Source organism: Desulfomonilaceae bacterium (genome assembly GCA_041662605.1).
Taxonomy (GTDB): Bacteria; Desulfobacterota; Desulfomonilia; order Desulfomonilales; family Desulfomonilaceae; genus CAJBEZ01.
This window is the reverse complement of sequence record JBAZSD010000015.1, coordinates 28,841-50,504: the sequence shown is the minus strand read 5'-3', so window position 1 is coordinate 50,504 and position 21,664 is coordinate 28,841. Positions and strand designations below refer to the sequence as shown.

The following is a 21,664-nucleotide window of genomic DNA, read 5'->3' as shown; positions in this document are numbered from 1 at the left end:
AGGTTAACACCTTTTTAGAGTTTGTGGAATCCGCGCCTAGCCGCTTTATTAGCCGCAGCCAGATCATCCGGGGTATTGACATTAATTTGGAATTTCAAATCACAATCTACGGCTTCGAGTTGATCTTGCCCGATTTCCAAAACATCAACGTAAGGGAATAGGTCAACAATTTTTAAATCCCCTATTTGCAGTAGCTTTTCTATGAACGGAATGCAGCGGCGGGAATAAACAGCATGAAGTGGTTCCAGAAAGCCATTTATCCTGGGAATGGTCACATCATGTCCTTCGTGTTTTCCGCAAATGTAACCGACAATACCTTGATTCAGGAAGGGCATGTCACATGCGAATACAAAGCCATATTCGGTAGAGCAATGACTGAGGCCTGTGTACAGCCCTCCCAAGGAACCATAGCCCGGTTTAATGTCACTATACATCGGTCTTCCCAAAAAAGAATAATCTTCAAAGGTATTAGTTATAAGGATGATGTTTTTAAAAAGGCGGTCGAGTATGTTCAATTCCCTTTCGATTATGGATTCCCCATCGATTTTGATCAGCGCCTTGTTGTGTCCACCCATCCTTCTGGACGCTCCTCCTGCCAGAACTATGGCCGTCAGGTGGGAGCAAACTTGTGACTGAACTGCTGGAATTTCGAGTTTCATGAAATCTGTTGTTGCCAATCCGGCCTCATGACCATAATATGTTGGTAATAACAAAAGAAAAGGCTAAAACGTGGACGATCATACGATACTTGCCACTGAGGAGAATTTCGGAGCCATATCGGTCTGTCCCGGAGGAATAGTCCACATCAATCTGGCTCATGTAACACTCAAGCTTCTTCCTTCGGATTTTGAAAAGTTTTCTGAACTTGTCGCAAAAGCAAGGCTAAATTTTGCCCGCCCCAAACGGACTGAGGGCAAGCCTCGTCTTCAAGTGGTCCCGTCCGATCCTGATCCCGTAGATGGTGATAAAAAAAGCTGAGAGATTTTCAGGATCTCTCTCTGGTTGAGGCTCAAAGCGTCAACAGTTGAAAATGTTTGGGAGTGAGACATTCATTTCGGAGTTGTGAGTTCAAGCTTTAGAGATTGAAGCTCATCAAAAACATTTCCCATCTCTTTTTTTAACAATATGAACGCTTCATGCGCCTTAGAAAAATCGTTGTTGCGTCCCATCATTTCAAGTGACAGCGCTGCCTGGACGGCGGCGTCCGCAGCAAAATTGCCTACTGAGCCCTTCAACGTATGAGCGGTTCTTTGCAGATCATCGGAAGAAGCCCGATCGATTGATTCGCCCACTTCATTAAGCATGTTGGGGCCGAGTTCCAGCAATAGCTGGATAAGTTCTAGAAGCAGCTCAGAGTTTCCACCAACTTGCCCCATAAGTCTATCCCTGTCAATTACCGGCACTTTTCCATCTCCTCCTCTTCTTGAAGCCCCGACTTGACGATATGAGTCAGAAATGTTGGGATTTCCTTGAGTACGTCCGTGGCCAAAATAACCCTGGCTCCATCCCTTTCTATGAGCCTATCTGCCAGGAATCCGTGAAGCCATACTCCAAGAGGCAAAGCTTCTTCTAACTTCAATTTTTGGCTGATCAGACCGGCGAGAATCCCGGTCAGAGCGTCTCCTTGTCCTCCGGAAGACATCCATGAGTTTCCTGTGGTATTTATGAAAGACTTACCGTCCGGACAGAAGGTCATTGTTCCAGCGCCTTTGAGAATCACCCAACACTTATATTGGTCAGAAAAACGCCTTCCTACATTAAATCGGCTCATTTGAATTTCCGAACAGGAAGCTCCGACTAACCTGGCCATTTCTCCCGTATGAGGTGTCAAGATAACTTTCGCCTTGGTTCCGGAAAGGAAGCTTAAATCCTTAGCGAGGCAATTGAGGCCATCAGCGTCAATAATTAAGTTACCGTCATAATTCTTGAGAAGATTCTGAATTATTGCGGTTGCTCCAGAGTTAGTGGACATTCCGGGACCAACCGCGACAATGTCCTTGTCTCTACATAACTCCAAAATACAATCTGCAGCGGAAGGGATAAAATAGCCTGATTCGTCTGGAACCGGCTCCGTCATCTCTTCAGTAAGTTTAATTTCCAGAATATGATTAAGGGAGGATGGAACGGCTACAGTCACCAATCCGGTGCCAATACGAGAGGCTGCCATGGCAGCCATAGCGGGAGCCCCTGTCTTACCAGTTGATCCCCCGACAATGAGCGTTCTGCCGAACATTCCTTTGTGAGCTGTTGGGTCAGATCTAATTTCCAAGTAGTTGGTCAGGTCAGGATTTTCATAGAGAACGACCGAAGGAGGATCACGTCGAACAGCCACTTGGGGAATACTTATGTCGACCAGCTCTACTTCGCCACAGAGAATTCGGCCCGGATACATGGCCATTCCCAATTTCTTAAACCCGTAAGTCACAGTGAGATCCGCGTGGATGGCCGCGCCCCTAATCTCACCTGTATCGGAATCAAGCCCTGATGGTATATCAACAGAAAGCTTGAAAGACGGCAGGGTGTTTATCATTTCTATGACTTCACGATAAGGTGATCTCACATCCGATTTCAGTCCTGTCCCTAAAATAGCGTCAACTATAACCTCACTGCCGGCCCATGTCGCCTCGACGGATTGGATCCCTTTCACCGTATCAACTTGCCAAATCTTGGCCCCCATTTTTTGCAGGATGTTGAGATTCGTTCTGGCGTCACCCTGTATTTTCTCAGGGGGGCTTAACAGGAATGTTTGAACTTCAGCTCCGGAGTTAATCAGATATCTGGCTATAACATAGCCGTCGCCGCCGTTGTTTCCTGGGCCCGCGATAACTGAAACCGACAGGTCGTCAAGTCTGTCCTCGAAAAGCGCTCTCAAAATTTCAAAAGTGGACCGGCCCGCGTTTTCCATTAGGACAACGCCGGGGATCCCAAATTGATTAATGGCCGCAGAGTCAAAGTCTCTCATCTGAGCGGCTGTCACCAAATATGAGTTCGCGAACTCCTCCAATTTCTAGACCTCCACAAAGACTAATTCTCCAAGATTATAGGAAAAGTGTCTAAGTCAGGCTTTGCCTCTAGCGCCCATAAAATCGCACGAATATCCGCTGCAAAGCATATTGTAACGACCGATTTGCTCTAGGGTGACCAAACCTTTCAATTCTGAGCCGTTCATGATCGGGACAGCCTTACTGCCACTTGCTTGCATTTTTTGAAGTACATCAGTCACAGGCGTATATTCACCGGCCGTAGGGAAATCTCTGACCATAGTTTCCGCAATGGAGGTCAATGGTCCTTTTTTGTGAAGAGTCTCTACGATGGCTTCTTTTGTAACAAGTCCTACAAGTCTTCTGTCATCGAGCACCGGAAAATCACCTTGAAAGCTTCGGCAAAAATGCTCGGCCGCGTCTCCAACGGTCTGAGAGGGCGTTAATGTCTCGAGTTCACTGATCATAACTCCGCCCGCTGTTACACCACCCAGGGCCACCATGAGTCCCATCTGACGTTCTTCCGCTTCAGCGCCCAGGTAGACAAAAAGCGCGATGAGAATCAAGAATATGTTTCCCGAAAAAAAACCCCAGAAAAACATAAAGATGGCAAAGCCCTGACCAACCCCGACTGCAATCTTGGTCGCCTTTAATGGCGATAAATATAGCGCAAGCGCGCCCCTTAAAACTCTACCACCGTCCATGGGGAAAGCAGGAACCAAATTAAAAAGGCCCAGAATAAGGTTGACGGCTGTCAGTTCGGCCAGCAGCCCCCCTTTTACCGAAAAATCGGAAATTGTCACACCAGTTCCAAAAATGTCGGCAACGAACCATAACAGAAAAGCCAACAAGAAACTTGAAGCTGGGCCTGCGATTGCTATCAATACCTCCTCAATGGGCTTGTCCGGGGTTTCCGCCATTCTGGACACCCCTCCAATGGGAAGTAGAGTAATATCCGTTACATTAATTCCGAAATGCCTTGCCACTATGGAATGGCTAAGTTCATGAAAAACTACTGAAGCGAAGACTAGAACCACAAAAATGACCCCTGCCAGGCCACCTGCCCCTATGACAGATCCTCCCACAAAATAAACTAGTATTAACAGCAGGATAAATGTTATATGCAGATTTAGTGGTATACCTAATATTGACCCGATTTTAAAAGACCATTTCATGGCCAACACCTCCTGATAGTGTATACTGGAACTTAATCGACTCAGTTTCAAAGGGTTAGAATGTTGGCATCCATTTTACTAGTAAAGGCATAGGTTCGCAAGGACACAGGTTGCAAGAAATAGCCAAAAAAACTCAAACTGATTCAGGGGGAGTTTAATGAAACAAATACTTCAAAACCTCGGTTCCGGTAAAGCGGAACTGGCGGAAATACCCGCTCCAAAGGTGAGGCCCGGACATTTACTGATCAGAACAGTGGCCAGCCTTGTGTCCTCCGGGACTGAACGAAGTGTCGTTGAACTTGGACAGGCGAGTTTACTTCAAAAGGCCAGAAAACAGCCTGAAAAAGTTTTTCAAGTTCTGGATAAGGTCAAAAACGAAGGGCTGTTCCAAACTATCGACGCGGTACGGGAAAAACTGGATCACCCAATTATTATGGGTTACTGCAATGTTGGGGTGGTAGTTGAAATTGGCGCAGGGGCGGATAATTTCAAGATAGGAGACCGGGTAGTCTCGAATAGCGCTCATGCTGAGATCGTACTTGCCCCGAAAAATCTTTGCGCCAAAATCCCCGACTCGGTTACTGATGAACAGGCCGTTTTTACCGTCTTAGGGGCAATAGGACTTCAAGGTGTTCGTCTCGCGAATCCCACACTTGGCGAAAATTTTGTAGTCACCGGATTGGGGCTTATAGGCTTGCTAACCGCTCAAATCCTAAGAGCGAATGGTTGTAGAGTGTTAGGCGCCGATCTGGATCCTGGGAAAATCGCGGCGGCTGAAGGTCTTGGAATTGAGACCGTAAACTTGTCTCTTGGCCAGGACTTGATCAAAACTGCAGGCGCATTTTCAAACGACCGGGGGATAGACGGGGTAATAATTACCGCGGCGACCGAAAGCGACGAACCCGTCAAACAGGCCGCCAAAATATGCCGGAAGCGTGGACGCATAGTCCTTGTAGGTGTAACTGGGCTAAATCTCGATCGATCCCTGTTCTACGAAAAAGAGCTTAGTTTCCAGGTTTCATGCTCCTATGGACCAGGACGATATGACCCGGAATTTGAAGAAAAAGGTAATGATTATCCTTACGGGTTTGTAAGATGGACTGAACAGCGTAACTTTGAAGCGGTCCTGACGCTTCTGGCTGGTAACGGGATCAGCGTGGAATCCCTGATTTCGAGACGTTTCGGATTTGAACAGGCGGTTGCGGCTTACGATCTGCTCGCCTCTAATGAGCCGTGTCTGGGGCTATTGCTGGAGTATGATTCTGGCGATTCGAATATTGTCGCGCTAACCAGTAAAACTGTCAGGTTGACCGATAAACCACCCAAGGACCATTCCCGGACTCAGGCTGATGGGGCGGAACCTCATATAGAACCTGTTGTTGGGGTCATAGGAGCGGGCAATTATGGGCTGAGAACCTTTCTTCCCGCGTTAAAATCCATTGGTCCGAGACTTGAGACGCTAGCCACATCTACAGGTGTAAGTGGGGCTTATTCAGGACGAAAATTTGGCTTTAACAACGCGACTACTGACACTCAGAGCCTGTTTAATGATCCTGAAATTAACACCCTTTTCGTGCTGACCAGACACAACACGCATCCTACTCTTGTTTGCAAGGCCCTGGAATCCGGGAAAAACGTTTATGTGGAGAAGCCTCTGGCAATCCTGCCGGAACAGGTTGAAACAATTGAGGACGCATACATAAGGTCACGCGGTTTTAGTCCCGCTCCAATTTTGATGATCGGTTTCAACAGAAGGTTTTCGCCTCATGTACAAAAGATGAAACAATTGCTGTTAGGCATCCGTCAGCCAATATCAATAATAATAACAGTCAACGCAGGGGAAGTTCCTGCAAGCGATTGGACTCAAGACCCTAAAATCGGGGGTGGCAGAATAATCGGCGAAGGGTGCCATTTTGTAGATTTGTTGTACTATCTGACAGGCTCCCAGGCTGTTTCGGTCTGCTCAACAAAGATGGGCTCCGCCCCAGGGGTATTTATCGCTGATGATAAAATGAGCTTTACCATTAAATTTGAAAATGGCTCATTCGGAACGGTTCATTATCTTGCGAATGGAGCAAAGTCTTTTCCGAAGGAGCGTATCGAAGTCTTTTGTGAAGGTCGTATCCTTCAACTGGACAATTTTCAGGTTTTGAGAGCATATGATTGGCCAGGATTTAGGAAAATGTCACTATGGAGACAAGATAAGGGACATGTGGAATGCATTAAGAGGTTTCTTGACGCTATTCGCGTTCGCGGGGAAGCCCCTATTCCATTTAGAGAGATCATAGCGATAACCAGGACAACGTTTGAAGTTGTTAAATCCGCTGTCAATTAATATGAAGGGAAAAATTGTTGAGTAGTCTTTATGAACATGCGCTTTGTATTCATCCATACTATCGGGACAGTCACGCCGGATCACTTGGATTAGCGGTGTTTCCCCCGATTGGACTTGAATATGTCATGGCTGCCCTGCAGCCACACGTAAAAGAAATAACTTTTGTTGATCTTCGACTTCCAGGTCCTTTGAGAGACCTCAAAAAACTGAAGGGCTTCATAGAAAAAGAAATCGACCTGTTATGCGTGAGCATTAACTGGGAATACCATTTCCCAGAGGTCTGCTCCCTAATAAATAGTCTCCCTTCACAAGTCACAACGATTGTTGGCGGTCAGCAGGCGACCGATAGCGTTGAAGAAGTTTTTCAGCTATGCCCATTTGTAGACATTCTGGTGAGAGGAGAGGGTGAGGAGACCATCGCCGAAATAGCTCAGGGGATCCCACTTAAGGATATCCTGGGAATATCATATCGAAACGGCTCTCAGATTGTTCACAACGCCAACAGACCTCTAGGGGAAATTGATCGGTATCTCCCCCCAAATCGTAGCTTAAGAAGCCAGGAATACGACCTTAATTTCGGCGGTTATGCGCTACCGCTAGAATCTTTTGATATGATCCTGACATCCAGAGGTTGTCCTTACAATTGCAAGTTCTGCACTTTCAACCTCAACCCATGGACTCAAAAACGTCGTTATTCAGTGCGTCCCATTGACGCAGTTATGGACGAAATCAACCAGATCAAAGCGGGAATCATCCTGATAGCGGACGAGAATTTTTTTGTAAACCCTAATAGAGCAAAGGAAATCTGCGAGCGTCTTACCGCGAGTGGTTCCAAAAAGAGGTTTCTTGTTCAGGCCCGTATTGAGATATTTGAACGTCCCGATGTATTGGAAGCCGCCGCAAAGGCGGGAATAAAGATATTCCTGCTTGGAATTGAGTCTCCCAGTGACAGGATCCTCGAACAACTCAACAAGGGGTTTGACACGGGTAAACTGCGCAAGGCCTTCGAAGAATTCCGAAAACATCCGTTTTATTATCATGGCTATTTTATCTACGGTAATGTGACCGAAACGGAACAGGAAATGCTTCGCATTCCATCGTTTGCGAAAGAACTGGGTCTTGATTCAATAACTTATCAGAAACTTCGTGTAGACAGATATTCACCTTTGAGAGAGCTGGTCGAAGCGACACCCGGGTATTACGTGGGGGACGACAGGATTGTATATTTGGAAGGATTTGGGCGTCCAGGCCTTAAGCGGATCAGCCGGGAGATAACTCGTCGATTCTATACGCCCAGCCAATTAATTTCGCTAATTCGAAAACTGTTTTCAGTTGAAATGTTCACTTCGAAAAATATTCCGGCCCTGTTGTCCAGTTTACCTATGGTGCTGGCAAATATGATCGGACGAAAAATAGACAAGAAAGCCCGGCGACTCGCCGCTCGATTCAACTTATGAGATGAAACCGGCCCTCTTTTATTGTTGGATTGACCAAAATTACCAATCGGAACGGTAATAGAACATGTCAAGGGTTTATGATTATGATCTGGTTGTAATCGGCGCCGGCATCGCCGGTTTCGTCTCCGCCGTCACAGCCAATGGCATAGGTAAACGAGTCGCGGTAGTTGAGAAACGTAAAGTAGGTGGTAATTGTACAAACTTTACGTGTATTCCCAGCAAAGCTCTTATAAGACTGAGCCATCTAAACCGTGATATTAACCACCTTGATCATCTCGGCCTGTGGTCCGGCCCTACACCTGACCTTGATGGCCGAAGAGTGTTGGCTCATGTCCGGTCAATAGTCCAAAAAGCTTATGAAAAAGACCTGCCGGAGACGTTTGAACGGATCGGAATAGACATTCTTTTAGGGGTGGCGTCGTTTGTGGATCATCATAGAGTAGATGTAAACGGAAAGGTGATCTCAGCGGACAAGGTCATTATAGCTTCCGGGACCAGACCCATGGTTCCTCCGATCAACGGCCTTCAAGATGTTGATTACCTAACCAACGAAAACCTCTATGAACAGGAGGATCTACCAAAATCAATCATCATCCTGGGTGGAGGAGTGGACGGGCTTGAATACGCTTCGGCTTTCGGCAGGCTCGGTGTTGAAACAACCATGATTGAGATGGCCTCAAGACTTCTGCCCATGGCCGAACCTGAACTCATAGCCCATCTGGTAAGAGCTTTGGAAAACGACGGCATTCACCTTCTCACAGGCGCCAGAGCAACAGGTTTCAGCCAGGACAACAACAAAGTAATTTTGAAATACGAACGGCTGGATAAGACGGCCGGCGAAATTCATGCCGACCGCGTCCTGGTGGCAATAGGAAGAACACCGGATATTGAAAGCCTAGCGCTGGAAAACGCGGGAGTGGATTTCAACGCGAAAGGTGTCATCACAAACAGGAAACTTCAAACTTCCGTCCCGAATATATACGCATGTGGAGATATCGCCGGCCCTTATCAACTGGCTTCGATGGCGGAGTACCAGGGAATTGTAGCGGCTAACAACGCCTTTTCCCCGATCAAACAGAAAGTGGATTACAGCAACAACGCCAATGTTATTTTTACGGAGCCACCTTTGGCTTTTATTGGATTGACGGAAGAGAAAGCTCTCAAGAAATACGGGCATAAACTGCGGGTTTACCGATTCGACTACTCGAACATGCGTCGGGCGCTTATAGACGGTCAGACCACGGGGATGGCCAAATTCTTGTGTGATAGAAGCGGTCGTATCGTTGGAGCCCATATTCTGGGGGAAGCAGCCCCGGAAGTCATCCATGAAGTTCAGGTTATCAAGGCCTTGAACAAGCCTTTGAGCCGACTTCATTCCGTTACCCACGCGTACCCAACCTATGCCCAGGCTCTTGTTGGTAGGGTCTCTCAGTTGGTCTTTCTAGACAAAATGAGGGAATCCATTTTTGTTAGAGCGGGGTTGGCTTTGTTGCCCGGCTTCACGAATCGTTTAAATCTCGCTCGTGACCGCTTGGCTGAAACAGAACCACCGTTGTCATCCGTCAAAAAGGCCACTCTCAATGTTGTTGTTGAATCTGACGGTCAGGATCGCGGCGCAATCCGTGCCGACGCTTCTTTAATAAAGGCTGGAGCTTGTGTAGTTGATCTTCCAGAGAACCTAACCGATTTCGATGAAAGACCCTTTCTCTGGGTATGTGAGCAAGATACGGCAGCCCCCTCAAAATACAGTGTTCTGAACTTCTCCCGCGTTAGGATCATGAACGGGCTGGGCGTGTCAATGTTGGCCAAGCTGAGCGCCCACGCAAATCGAGAGAAGCAGGAACTTTTGGGTTATGGTCTGGTCCCGGGTTTTCAGGATGTATTGAAATTAACCGAACTTGATCGTGTCATACGATTGTTTGAAACAGAAAAGGACGCTCTCACCGCTGCCGGAGTGGAGCGGTCGTTTGACAAATCGTTGAGCGAATTAGTATTTCAGCCAGTTTCGGTCGACATATCATGTTGGGCCAAGCCGGTTCCATACCTGACAGTGTCTTTTCGGCCGCCGGCAGCTCGAAACCTTAATGTAGACGGGTTGAAAACGGTCAGTCCTGTAAGCGGGTTTGGTCAAATGTGGGAGAAGACCTACAGGCTCTTCATACAAGATTCGATGTACAGTCCGGAATATCTAATCTCGACCCTCAAATCAAAATTCACTGATTTTCAGCCCTCATTTAACCGTTTCTTTGCTTCAGAAGCAGGAATCAAACCTGGAGAAATAGTCCTTATAGATTCCATGACGCCGGGCGGACCGGTTTCTACTGGCGTTATGATACTGTATTCCGATGAGACATCATTTACTTTTTGCACCCCGGAAGGACATCCTGAAGCCGGCTGGGTAAGCTTTAGCGCTTACAAGGCTGGTGGATCGACAGTTGTTCAAATTTATGGACTGACCCGGTCAAATGACCCCTTGTTCGAAGCGGCATTCCACCTTGTCGGCACTAAAATCCAGATCAGGATATGGAAGCACGTTCTCGCGTCTCTGGCGGCGCACCTTGGGACACCTCCGGAAATCACCATCCAATCGAGGTGTGTGGACAGCAAGATACAGTGGTCCCGAATTGGAAACATTTGGCGCAACTCGCAGATACGAACCCTGGGGATGGAACCCTTTAGATGGTTAGGCTCAGTTCAACGACTTTTAAGTCGCAAGAAACAGAATGACTCCTAAATCGGAGTACGACGCCGTCATTGTGGGATCGGGCCCAAATGGCCTGGCAGCGGCCATAACTTTAGCCAGGCGCAAAGTTTCCGTCTTGGTAGTTGAAGCAAAGGAAACCGCCGGCGGAGGCGCACGCACGCAAGAGTTAACTCTTCCGGGTTTCAGGCACGACGTGTGTTCAGCGATCCATCCTTTGGCCCTTGCATCCCCGTTCTTTCGAAGTGTGGACCTATCATGCCACGGTCTAGAGTGGATTCATCCGCCTGTGCCACTTGCTCATCCGCTTGATGACCAGGGATCTGTCCTGCTTGATAGGTCGGTTGACGCGACCGCTGAAGGGCTCGGCAATGACGCGGAACGGTATCTCAATCTTTTTGCCCGTCTTGTGAAAGACTGGGAGAAACTGGTTCAGGACCTGTTAAAACCTCTGGGGCTACCGAGCCATCCATTAACGCTATTGAACTTTGGCCCTCAAGCAATGCGGTCCGCAACAGGATTGGCCAAAGGGTGTTTTAAATCGAACAGGGCCAGGGCTCTGTTTGCCGGGAACGCTGCTCACTCGATTCTACCTTTGGAGCATTGGTCCAGCGCAGCATTCGGTTTGATGCTGCCTACCTTGGGGCACGCTGTTGGATGGCCCATAGCCAGGGGTGGTTCCCAGGCTATTGCTGACGCCCTTGTTTCGTATCTGGAGTCTTTGGGAGGGTCTGTTAAGGTTGGGACAAATGTTTCCCGGGTCAACGATCTTCCCAAAGCGAGAGCCATTCTATTCGATGTGTCGCCGAGACAACTAGCCCAGATAAACGGTCTTCAATTTCCGCCCGCGTATCGACAACGACTGGAGTTTCATCAATATGGACCGGGAGTTTTTAAAATCGATTGGGCGCTAAGCGCCCCCATTCCATGGAAAGATCCAGCCTGTTATCTGGCCGGCACGCTACATGTCGGGGGAACTTTGGATGAGATTGCGAGCGCTGAGCGTGAGGTTTGGAGCGGCGGAATTCCGGAAAGACCCTTTGTGTTTCTGTCACAACCGAGCCTGTTTGACTCAGACCGCGCGCCAGACGGTATGCAAACAGCGTGGGCCTATTGTCACGTTCCTAATGGATGTCCCGCAGACATGACGGATCGAATCGAGGCTCAGATCGAACGATTTGCGCCGGGTTTTCACGATGTCATCATGGCGAAACATGTAATGGCGCCAGCCGATATGGAGTTATACAATCCAAACTACATCGGAGGTGATATTGCAGGCGGCTCACAGAGCTTCGAGCAAATTTTTTTACGCCCGCTGGGACAGTGGCGAGCCTACGCCACCCCTATGAATGGTATTTATATCTGTTCATCGTCAATGCCTCCAGGTGGGGGAGTGCATGGAATGTGCGGGTATCTGGCCGCCAAACGAGCGCTCCGTGACCTTTTTTGAGTCCCTTTGACTCCATTTCCTGGCAATAGCTTCTATATCACTCCTTTTTTTCTCAAATCATCAATTTCAGCGGTATTGTAACCGAGATCCGAGAGAATTTGCTCCGAGTGCTCCCCGAGTTCAGGGGCCGGCAATCTGCAGGAAGCGGGCGTATCGCTGAAATCCCAAGGGAAACCGACCATTTTGGTTTTGCCGTATTCAGGATGATCTGAATACACAAAATAATCGTTGGCTAACGCCTGGGGATCGTTTGAAACTTCCGTCGGTGTCTGCACAGGTGTGCAAATACAGCCCTCACTTATTAGGGCGTCCATCCACTCACTCCTGGGCCTGGTTGAGAATCTTTCGTCAAAAATCGAGACTAAAGTCCTGGCGTTGTTACTTCGCGCCTCTATTGTGTTGAATTTTTGATCCTCAATTAGCTCTTCCAAACCAAGGGCTTTGCAGACCTTTGGCCAATACCTGTCTGGTTGGAGGTGCGCAAGAGCGATCCACTGATCATCCTGGCATCGATAGTGGTTGTATATTGGGTTTCCCGCTTTTGCCCTAACTTCTCTAGGAAACTCACTATTCAAGATTGCTGGAGCGGCCATTATGAGACCAAGCGACGAAATGACGCTTCCCATCAAAGATGTGTCCACCACTTGCCCTTTTCCGGTTTTTTCTCTCGCGTAAAGCGCTGCGGTGATGCCCCAAGCGCAGGCCAAGGCGCCGACTTCGTCCCCGATTCCGGGCAGAATTTGAGTTGGAGGCGCTCCGTTTTCTCCACATGCCATCATCAGACCGGAACGGGCAATTCCAGTATAATCGAATGAATAGTCATCTGAGTCAGGGCCCTTTCGCCCCCAACCAGACGCATGGGCGTAGATAAGTCTCGGATTGCGAGCCAGGAGCGTTTCCGGTCCGATCCCCATTCTTTCCGGCGCCGGAATGCTCATGTTATTAAGGAAAACATCCGCTTTATCTATGAGATTTAGGAACACTTCCATTCCTTCTGAGGTCCTCATGTCCAAAACAATGCTTCTCTTGTTCCGGTTGCAGTGCTCAAAGTAGTAATTACGACCCCTCAGTCCTACCATTGCCCCGATGATCCTCATGAAACTTCTACCCGGATCTCCTGTTTTGGGCTCTACCTTGATGACATCGGCGCCAAGATCACCTAGCCGCATACCCGCCACCGGGCCCTGTTGAAACATTGATATTTCCACCACACGAACACCTTCTAGAGGTCCACTCATTTTCTGTATCTCCTTTTCGTAAGATTTTATATGTGCGCCGACAGAAAAATCTGATTCGTTGTCTATAGATCCTCCGAACTCCTTTTTGGGAAAGAACGATGATCTCGAAACGAGCTGGTTCATGCCAATAGAACAAAAAAAGCGGAGTGTGGACTCCGCTTTTTCGTGTATTGCTTGATGGTCACACTCAGCTCACGCGGCTATACCTCCTAAAGCTAAAGAAAAAGAAAAATTGGCCGCCGATATTAACCATCGTTAACTCCCAATAGTTGCACTATACACCACACCGGTAACCTGTCAACATACAACTGAAAACTGTAACAAAATAGCGGCAATGTCATCGTGTAATTGACATTTTATTCAACCTGGCTCGTCGCATTCAGATTGCAGCGATAAAGATACGAATGTAAACTCAATTAAATGGATAATGACTATATGAGCAAAACCAAACAGATAACAGGACTTGTAGTAAGCTTGGGACTGGTCTTTTTGGTGGGTTGGCTGGGGGTGATTGTTACCCAAAGGTCTCTCGGCGTTTGGTACACTTCCCTGATCAAACCATCCTGGACTCCTTCCGGGGCCACCATAGGGTTGATATGGACAATCTTCTACGCCTCGATGGCAATTGCCGCCTGGTCTGTCTGGTTATGTGGCGGTCTGATTAAACAGCGACGTCCGCTCGGGTTCTATGCCTTTCAACTGCTTTTGAACGCGGGTTGGACGTTTTTGTTCTTTGATCTGCGATGCCCGGGTCTTGCTCTTGTCGAAATCATTATCTTATGGATAGCAATTCTTGTCACATTGATAAGTTTCTGTAGAGTATCTCGGTTTGCGGCCGGATTGATGGGGCCCTATTTGATTTGGGTAACCATTGCGGCCGGCCTCAACGCAATGATTTGGCGACTAAACTGATTGCGCATCCCCACTGTCGCAAAAACCTTATGAAGCGACCTCTGTTATTCCGACGCCCATTTTCTCATGATATAATATTTAATTATCTAGTTTTGGAGAAGCGTGCCCATTCGAAAAGCAGCTTAGCGACAATATAATGTGGGGTTGCTTGACAAAAAGTGTCAGACAAAGCTTGACATCATTTTCTGAATCAATTCTATGAGAGTAGAGGGATAGACTCCCAACCAGACGAGTAATAGCGTTAGCATGGTCAACGCCAAACCGGCAGCCGCAAGTCCAGACACGTCTGAGAGCCCGGTGTCCCTGGAATCTTCCGTAACCTTGGAAAACATAACGGAAATGATTCGTAGGTAATAAAACAATCCTATTACGCTACTCATTATGAGACATACGACCAAGAACCATAAATGCGAACCAATCCCCGCGGCCAGAACGTAGAACTTACCCACAAACCCGGCAGTCAACGGAATGCCGGCCAACGACAACAGCATGGCGGCAAAAACTCCTCCCAAGAGAGGGCGAGTCCAAAACAGGCCTCTATAAGAGGCTAGAAAATCAGGTTCACCTCGAGCGCTTGATAGCGAGGTTATTACACCGAATGCCCCAAGGATGGTTACAAAATAGGCGACTAGATAATAGCTCGTGGCAGTAACAGCAAGGCTGCCGCTTGCCAGAAAGGCGGTGAGCAAATAACCGAAATGCGCAATCGATGAATAGGCCAACACTCTCTTCACATGATTTTGCATGAGGGCAAGCAGATTTCCCCCGAACATGGAAGCTACCGCAATAACGGTAAATACCAGAACCAGAGAATTGTTGGTGTGAATATCTACCCTAGTGAAGTAACGCAGCATGAGCGCAAAAACCGCTCCCTTGGATACAGAAGCGAGAAAGCCGGTAATTGGCGCAGGAGCCCCCTCATAAACATCGGGTGTCCACATGTGAAATGGGACTAATGATAGCTTAAATCCTAGCCCCACGATCAGAAGTCCAGTTCCGGGAATTATTAACCCAGCATGTCCCGACCCCGCCACTTGAGCAATCTGGGCGAAATCCAGGAAACCGGTATCAGCATATATCAGAGCGATTCCAAAAAGCAGAAAGGCATCAGATGTAGCGGCCAACACCAGATACTTGATGCCCGCCTCTATCCCCAAAGGACCATTGCGGTTGTAAGCAATGAGCGCATACAGCGAAACACTGAGGATTTCCAGGCCCAGGAAAAAAGAAGCAAAATGGCTGCTCGCAACTATTACGGCGGAACCTAGAGCGCCTAACAATAAAAGAACGTAATATTCCTCTGGATTTTCCTCCAAGAGTTCCAGGTAACGATAAGACAGCAGAGTCACCACAAAGCCTGCGCCAAAAATAAGCGCCATATAGAAAATAGAATAACCGTCGATGATGATCAGACGTGTTACTTGAAGGGGGGCAAATGAATAAACCGCTAAAGTTGATACGCAAGCCCCGAGCAACCCTGCGCTGGTTAATACTGCCGTCAGGATATGATTCCTGTAAAATGCTATGGCAAACAAATTTAATACCACGACGCTAGATATCAGCAGTAGAGGCAATAATGGGAACAGATCAGCGATTGTCATCTGTATTGCCCGCTCCTTTGGATCCCAGTGACAAGGTGTGATGTTTGAGCATGTGTCAAGACATCGAAATAAACAGCAGATTGCCCGGAGTTGTACGACATCGAACCGGCTCTTTCCTGGATCGCTTTCAGAGCAGGTTCAGCGGTGTTTAAAACTCCCTGAGGAAATAGCCCCAACCACAGAATTGCCAGGATCATGCCTGCCATGAGCAAAGCCTCCCTAGGCCAAAGATCCTGAATTATGCGGCTATCATCCGAAGGACCATAGAATGCCTTTCCCACAATTCTTAATGAGTAAATAACCGCCAGAACGAGGCCCATTGCGGCAGGAATCGTCATCCACGGGCTCACCCTGTAAACGCCCACCAGAACGAGAAACTCTCCCACAAAATTACCAAGTCCAGGAAGACCGAGAGAAGCTAGAGCGAAAACCAGCCCAACAGCGCTTATGCGTGGAATCGACGCCCACAGTCCCCCCATCCGATTTAGATCACGAGAGCCTATCCTTTCCTGAAGCGCTCCAACGATTATGAATAGCGCCCCGGTACTTATTCCATGACAGATCATCTGCATTACAGCGCCCTGCAAAGCCAACTCGTTGAACGCGAATACACCCAGTAGCACAAACCCAAGATGGCTAACACTACTGTAAGCGACAAGTCTCTTGAGATCTGTTTGAGCAAAAGCCAGCAATGCGCCATAAATTATTCCAATCACTCCCAATGTCATGGCTACGGGAGCCAAGGTGTGAGCCGCCGCGGGAAACAACGGCAATATGAACCGTATCAGCCCATAAGCTCCTGTTTTCAACAACAAACCCGCAAGAATGACACTTCCGGCAGTTGGGGCTTCTGTATGAGCGTCAGGCAACCAGGTGTGAAAAGGCACAACAGGGAGTTTAACAGCGAAGGCTGCAAAAAAGCCCAGCATTAAAAACATGGATGACCATGACGACAGGGGAGTTCCTAACAGGTCAAAATAATTAAAAGTATATACGCCAGCGCTACTCCCGTGGAGAAAATACAAACCGAGTATGGCGATCAGCATCAACAGGCCACCCGCCTGCGTAAATATGAAAAACTTGATTGAGGCGTAGATCCTGTTTTCGTGGCCCCAGATTCCAATCAGAAAATACATCGGGACCAACATCACTTCCCAGAAAAAGTAAAACAGGATCAGATCCATGGCCAGAAAAACTCCGACTATACCGGCCAGGCAAGACATGAGGTTAAAATGGAAGAACCCAACACCATCCTTAATCTCAGTCCAGGAACAAATAACGGCGGCAATCCCAAGCAGAGATGTCAGGGCTACCATCAACAGGCTTAATCCGTCCATAGCGAGCCGGAAACCGATCCCCAATTGAGGTACCCAATTCCAATCTACGGATGCTATCCAAACTGTGTTATGACCAGAATCCAGTTTGAGTGAGTGACCAATCCACAAAGAGATAATAATCAACATTTGCGCAAAAAGAGCTGACAGAGAAATCCAGCGAGCCCATACAGGTTTTCTTCGGGCCGAAACCCATGAGACTATGCCTGCGATGAAGGGAATTATGATAAGCCAAACAAGTGTCATAGCCACACCAGCATCCACAGGATCAAAACAGCTCCTATTGATATCCCCAGAGCGTACTGTCTCAGCCTGCCCGTTTGTGTGAGGCTCAGCCCGTTGTGCAGCGCTGTTGTCATGAAAGAGACAAGCGCATAAAAAGAATCGATAAAATCATTACGGTTCAGTCTCGTGATTCGTGTAAAAGGGCTAACAAAAACAGTGTCATAGATCCAGTCGAATCCCCAGCCTGATTGCCATAAGGAATGGATTTTTTGGGACACACGGCCTCCAAAAAACCTTTCCGGATACTTAGGATGTTTAAAGTAAAATACGTAGGAAATAAGAACACCCAGCAAACAAGCGACTCCAGCAATGATTTCCAGAACAAGTTCACTGCCGGCGACAAATTTGTCAACGTGGAAAGACGGCAAAGCGGAACTCAGGAAATCAGAGAACAAGTGAAGATTGCCGATGTTGTGAGGCAGTTCGACAAAACCAATCACTATGGATAATATAGCCAGAATTATCAAAGGAATATGGATTACATTACTTGAACGCTGTTTTAACGGTGTTTTGGGGGCGCCAAAACAGGTCACAAAAACCATGCGAAAGGCGTAGAGAGCAGTGAGCAAGGCGCCGACGACTCCTCCCAGCCACAGCCAGAAACCACCAGTGGACGAGGACCAAACCTGCGACAGAATCATGTCCTTGCTGTAAAAACCATCAGTAACAAGCGGTATTGAAGCTAACGATGACGCTCCAATCAAAAAAGTCCAGAAAGTAACGGGTAATTTTCTTCGAACTCCCCCAAGCTTGAACATATTCTGTTCATGTCCTGACGCCAGAATAATTGAACCGGCGGCCAGGAACAAAAGAGCCTTAAAACAGGCGTGTGTGACGAAGTGAAAAATTGCGGCGGACCAGGCTCCTACCCCTAGGCCCAGAAACATGTAACCGATCTGGCTTATAGTGGAGTATGCCAGAACCCGTTTGATGTCAGTCTGGGTCAAGGCGCTGAACCCTGCGAGGAGCAAAGTAGCCAAGCCGATAATGGCTACGGCTGACTGTACCCCCGGCGCGAGGGTAAAGAAAACGTTCATCCGGGCTATCAGGTATACCCCCGCAGTGACCATCGTAGCGGCGTGTATAAGAGCGCTTACCGGCGTTGGTCCCGCCATGGCGTCAGGCAACCAGGTTTGAAGCGGAAGCTGAGCGGATTTCCCAAGAGCCCCGCCTAGAAGCAAAGCCGCTGCAAGCATTGGCATAGTGGAGCCGACAGCCCATGCCTGAGTCGCTCTTATACTCAACTCCTGAATTTGCAGGGTCCCCAAGCTATTAAACAGAAGGAACAACCCGATCGCCATTGACGTGTCCCCGATTCGTGTCATGACAAAAGCTTTGGTGGCGGCTTTTATATTATCCGGTTCCTTGTACCAGAAACCAATGAGTAAAAAGCTGCACAACCCCACACCTTCCCATCCCAGATAAAGTAGGAGAAGATTGTCCGCCAGCGTCAAAACCAGCATTGAGGCCACGAAGAGGTTCATATAAGCGAAAAAGCGGCTAAATCCTTCATCATCGGCCATGTATTCCACGGAATAAAGATGAATCAGAAAGCCGATTATTGTAACCACTAGGATCATGCATACAGACAGAGCGTCTAAATGGAATCCGATTGTCGGCGAGAAATTGCCTATACTTATCCAGTTCCAGAGCGTTTGATCATATTGGTAATCGGGAGGAGGAAACACTATGAAACTTATCGAAATGGCTGAGCTTAGAGCCGCTGCGCCCCCGACTGACCCGACACCCACCAGGGATTGACTGTGTCGTGACAGTCTCGAACCCGCAAGGGCCAGGATTAGGAATCCCAGAATCGGTAACGCCGGAATCAGCCACAAAAGATGTAGCATTCTACCCTCGTGCCTTTCTTGCCTCGTCTGTGTCCAATGTCTTGAAACGATGATAAAACTGAATCGCCAGCGCCAGGCCCACGGCAACCTCGGCCGCTGCCATGGATAGAATAAAAATGAACATTACCTGTCCATCAGTCTGTCCCCATCTTGAACCAGCCGCCACAAAAGCCAGACCAGCGGCGTTCAGCATTATTTCGACGGACATGAGCATGAAGATCAGGTTTCTGCGGATAAGAACCCCCACAAGACCTAACGCGAAAAGGGCGGCAGCGACGATCAGAGCATGTTCCATCGGCACTGCCGCTGTCATGTTCTATCTCCTGTTATTGACGATGAATTTCGGGTTCGTCTGGCGCCGAGGTGGTAAGCGCCGACCAAACCGGCAAGAAGCAGCATGGATGCGAGTTCAACGCCGATAGCGTAAGGACCGAAAAGAGCTATACCGACCTGCTTGGGTGTAATTTCTACCGAAGGGGAAATGGCCGCTTCACCTGTATAGACTATCAAGTATATCAATTCCGAAAAGAGGACACCTGCAAGCAGAGACGGCCCTATCCACATTTTGGGCTCCAGCCGCAGCCTTTCCTGTTCTCTTGATCTAGGGCCAAGGTTAAGCATCATGATCACAAATACGAAAAGCACCATGATCGCTCCAGCGTAAATGATAATCTCCAGGGCTGCCACGAACGGCGCTCCAAGGGCAAAAAAGATTAACGCCACAGAAAAAAAGGAAACTATTAGATACAAGAGAGCATGCACTACGTTTAGCCGTGTAATTACCAATACGGTAGACAAGATCGCGACTAAAGCGGATACATAAAAAACGCTGTTCATAGCCATGTCCTCAGCACGATTCTTTCTAGAGCGTCAAACTGTGAATATCCACTGGCGGTTCTTCATTTTCAGCCTCGCCCTTGTCCTTGCCGCCAACAGAAACGCCCGCGACTCTGTAGAAATTGTAGCCAGGATATTTCCCCGGGCCGCTTATTAAAAGATGTTCTTTCTCATACACGAAATTGCGCCGGTAGTATTCTCCCATTTCAAAATCGTTTGTTAGCTGGATCGCATAAGTAGGGCAGGCTTCTTCACAGAACCCACAGAAAATGCAACGTGAAAAATTGATTCGGAAAAATTCTGGATAACGTCTTCCATGTTCATCCTGTGTAGCCTGTAGGGCAATGCAATCTACCGGACATGCGGCGGCGCAAAGATAACAGGCGACACACCGTTCCTCTCCATCCGGATCACGCGACAGTATGATTCTGCCTCTCCATCTGGGATACAGACTAGGCTTTTCTTCAGGGTAGAGAATCGTCTCTCTTTTTCTGATTGAGTGTTTGAGGACTATCCAGATTCCCTTGATTAAACTAAGCATATTTATCCTGCATCAACTTGCCGCGACAATAATGGCCCCGGTTACCACCACATTGAGGAGCGCGAGAGGAAGCATCAACTTCCAGCCAAACGAAAGCAACTGATCGTACCTGAGCCTAGGTAGCGACGCTCTAACGAGTATAAAGCCACAGATGAAGACAAAAGTCTTGATTATCATCCAACATAGAGGCGGCAACAAAGGTCCTAGCCAACCACCGAAGAAAAGTGTGGCTATCAGGGCGCTGATTAGGGTGACTCCCATGTATTCCCCGACAAAAAACATGCCAAACTTCATTCCGGAATATTCAGTGTGAAAGCCGGCTATAAGCTCATTTTCGGCCTCAGGAAGGTCGAACGGAATTCGTCTGGTTTCCGCAAGTCCTGCGATTACAAAGATGATCAATCCAGGAAATTGGGGGATAAAAAACCAGACTTTACGCTGCGCTTCCACTATTTCACGAAGGTTAAAAGAACCTGCGAGCATGATGACTCCGGCGAGCGCCAGGCCCATGAATACTTCGTAGCCGAGCATCTGCGCAGCGGCCCTTAAACCGCCGAGCAATGAATATTTGTTGTCCGAAGCCCATCCCGCCAATGCCACGCTGTAAACACTTAACGACGACATCGCAAGAAAGAACAAAAGCCCGATATTCAGGTTCACAATCTCTATGCCTGGAGCAAACGGGATGACTGCAAAGGATAGGAGCGTTGTTACAACTATAATCGCAGGGGCTATTACAAAAACAGGTTTGTCCGCAAAGGGTGGAATCCAGTCCTCCTTTGTGAATATTTTGATCATGTCGGCCGCAACCTGTAACGACCCAAATCGACCAGCCCGGTTCGGGCCATAACGATCCTGCCACAGTCCCAGCAGTCGTCGTTCGAGCCAGATCAATCCCGCGGCTGTAAGCAGGACTCCGACTAGTATTAAGTACAAAATTATAATTGATCGTTCTGGTTCGTTCATT

Annotated in this window: 18 protein-coding genes; 6 read left to right on the top strand and 12 right to left on the bottom strand. The window is 48.1% G+C overall.

Annotation, left to right across the window (positions count from 1 at the left end; all coding sequences use genetic code 11):
* Positions 1-14: 14 nt before the first annotated feature.
* Entirely contained in the window at positions 15-677 is a 663-nt protein-coding gene (locus tag WC647_12580) for a molybdenum cofactor guanylyltransferase (GenBank protein MFA6223141.1), read from the bottom strand.
* A gap of 52 nt (positions 678-729) precedes the next feature.
* Here WC647_12580 and WC647_12575 point away from each other — a divergent pair, with 52 nt between their 5' ends.
* Positions 730-978, top strand: coding sequence for a hypothetical protein (locus WC647_12575; protein ID MFA6223140.1), 249 nt, complete (start codon positions 730-732; stop codon positions 976-978).
* Positions 979-1,049: 71 nt separating this feature from the next.
* Here WC647_12575 and WC647_12570 read toward each other — a convergent pair whose 3' ends face one another.
* Genes WC647_12570 through WC647_12560 form a run of 3 tightly spaced genes read right to left on the bottom strand, consistent with a single transcriptional unit; the run spans position 1,050 to position 4,156 of the window.
* A complete protein-coding gene (locus WC647_12570) occupies positions 1,050-1,403 on the bottom strand; it encodes an Hpt domain-containing protein (GenBank protein ID MFA6223139.1) in 354 nt (117 codons plus the stop codon).
* On the bottom strand, positions 1,394-3,004 hold the full coding sequence (locus WC647_12565; GenBank protein MFA6223138.1) for an NAD(P)H-hydrate dehydratase: 1,611 nt from the start codon (positions 3,002-3,004) through the stop codon (positions 1,394-1,396). The genes WC647_12570 and WC647_12565 overlap by 10 nt, the downstream gene beginning before the upstream one ends.
* A 54-nt stretch (positions 3,005-3,058) precedes the next feature.
* A complete protein-coding gene (locus WC647_12560; GenBank protein MFA6223137.1) occupies positions 3,059-4,156 on the bottom strand; it encodes a site-2 protease family protein in 1,098 nt (365 codons plus the stop codon).
* A 157-nt stretch (positions 4,157-4,313) separates the two neighbouring features.
* Here WC647_12560 and WC647_12555 point away from each other — a divergent pair, with 157 nt between their 5' ends.
* The 4 genes from WC647_12555 to WC647_12540 all read left to right on the top strand — a co-directional run bounded on the left by WC647_12555 (position 4,314) and on the right by WC647_12540 (position 12,099).
* Positions 4,314-6,491: a bi-domain-containing oxidoreductase gene (locus tag WC647_12555; GenBank protein MFA6223136.1), complete on the top strand. Its 2,178-nt coding sequence runs from the start codon at positions 4,314-4,316 to the stop codon at positions 6,489-6,491.
* A 17-nt stretch (positions 6,492-6,508) separates the two neighbouring features.
* Positions 6,509-7,948 (top strand): radical SAM protein, encoded by a 1,440-nt coding sequence (locus WC647_12550; GenBank protein ID MFA6223135.1) that lies wholly within the window; start codon positions 6,509-6,511, stop codon positions 7,946-7,948.
* 64 nt (positions 7,949-8,012) lie between these two features.
* On the top strand, positions 8,013-10,682 hold the full coding sequence (locus WC647_12545) for an NAD(P)/FAD-dependent oxidoreductase (protein ID MFA6223134.1): 2,670 nt from the start codon (positions 8,013-8,015) through the stop codon (positions 10,680-10,682).
* A complete protein-coding gene (locus WC647_12540; GenBank protein ID MFA6223133.1) occupies positions 10,672-12,099 on the top strand; it encodes an NAD(P)/FAD-dependent oxidoreductase in 1,428 nt (475 codons plus the stop codon). Before WC647_12545 ends, WC647_12540 begins: the two co-directional genes overlap by 11 nt.
* A gap of 32 nt (positions 12,100-12,131) precedes the next feature.
* On the opposite strand, the gene WC647_12535 is transcribed toward WC647_12540, so the two are convergent.
* The gene (locus WC647_12535) at positions 12,132-13,337 is read right to left on the bottom strand and encodes a CoA transferase (protein ID MFA6223132.1); all 1,206 of its coding nucleotides are present in this window, start codon (positions 13,335-13,337) and stop codon (positions 12,132-12,134) included.
* Between the two features lie 435 nt (positions 13,338-13,772).
* Between WC647_12535 and WC647_12530 the strand changes: the two genes are divergently transcribed.
* On the top strand, positions 13,773-14,249 hold the full coding sequence (locus tag WC647_12530; GenBank protein ID MFA6223131.1) for a TspO/MBR family protein: 477 nt from the start codon (positions 13,773-13,775) through the stop codon (positions 14,247-14,249).
* Positions 14,250-14,410: 161 nt separating this feature from the next.
* Here WC647_12530 and WC647_12525 read toward each other — a convergent pair whose 3' ends face one another.
* The 7 genes from WC647_12525 to nuoH are packed head-to-tail and all read right to left on the bottom strand — an operon-like array spanning position 14,411 to position 21,663.
* Entirely contained in the window at positions 14,411-15,850 is a 1,440-nt protein-coding gene (locus WC647_12525; GenBank protein MFA6223130.1) for an NADH-quinone oxidoreductase subunit N, read from the bottom strand.
* Positions 15,847-17,448 (bottom strand): NADH-quinone oxidoreductase subunit M, encoded by a 1,602-nt coding sequence (gene nuoM / locus WC647_12520; GenBank protein ID MFA6223129.1) that lies wholly within the window; start codon positions 17,446-17,448, stop codon positions 15,847-15,849. Before nuoM ends, WC647_12525 begins: the two co-directional genes overlap by 4 nt.
* Positions 17,427-19,319: an NADH-quinone oxidoreductase subunit L gene (gene nuoL / locus WC647_12515; GenBank protein ID MFA6223128.1), complete on the bottom strand. Its 1,893-nt coding sequence runs from the start codon at positions 19,317-19,319 to the stop codon at positions 17,427-17,429. Before nuoL ends, nuoM begins: the two co-directional genes overlap by 22 nt.
* A 1-nt stretch (position 19,320) precedes the next feature.
* The gene (gene nuoK, locus WC647_12510; GenBank protein ID MFA6223127.1) at positions 19,321-19,632 is read right to left on the bottom strand and encodes an NADH-quinone oxidoreductase subunit NuoK; all 312 of its coding nucleotides are present in this window, start codon (positions 19,630-19,632) and stop codon (positions 19,321-19,323) included.
* Positions 19,629-20,156, bottom strand: coding sequence for an NADH-quinone oxidoreductase subunit J (gene nuoJ, locus WC647_12505; protein ID MFA6223126.1), 528 nt, complete (start codon positions 20,154-20,156; stop codon positions 19,629-19,631). The genes nuoK and nuoJ overlap by 4 nt, the downstream gene beginning before the upstream one ends.
* A gap of 25 nt (positions 20,157-20,181) precedes the next feature.
* Positions 20,182-20,697, bottom strand: coding sequence for an NADH-quinone oxidoreductase subunit NuoI (nuoI, locus tag WC647_12500; GenBank protein ID MFA6223125.1), 516 nt, complete (start codon positions 20,695-20,697; stop codon positions 20,182-20,184).
* Positions 20,698-20,709: 12 nt separating this feature from the next.
* Complete coding sequence (gene nuoH / locus WC647_12495) at positions 20,710-21,663, bottom strand: NADH-quinone oxidoreductase subunit NuoH (protein MFA6223124.1); 954 nt, start codon at positions 21,661-21,663, stop codon at positions 20,710-20,712.
* Position 21,664: the final 1 nt, after the last annotated feature.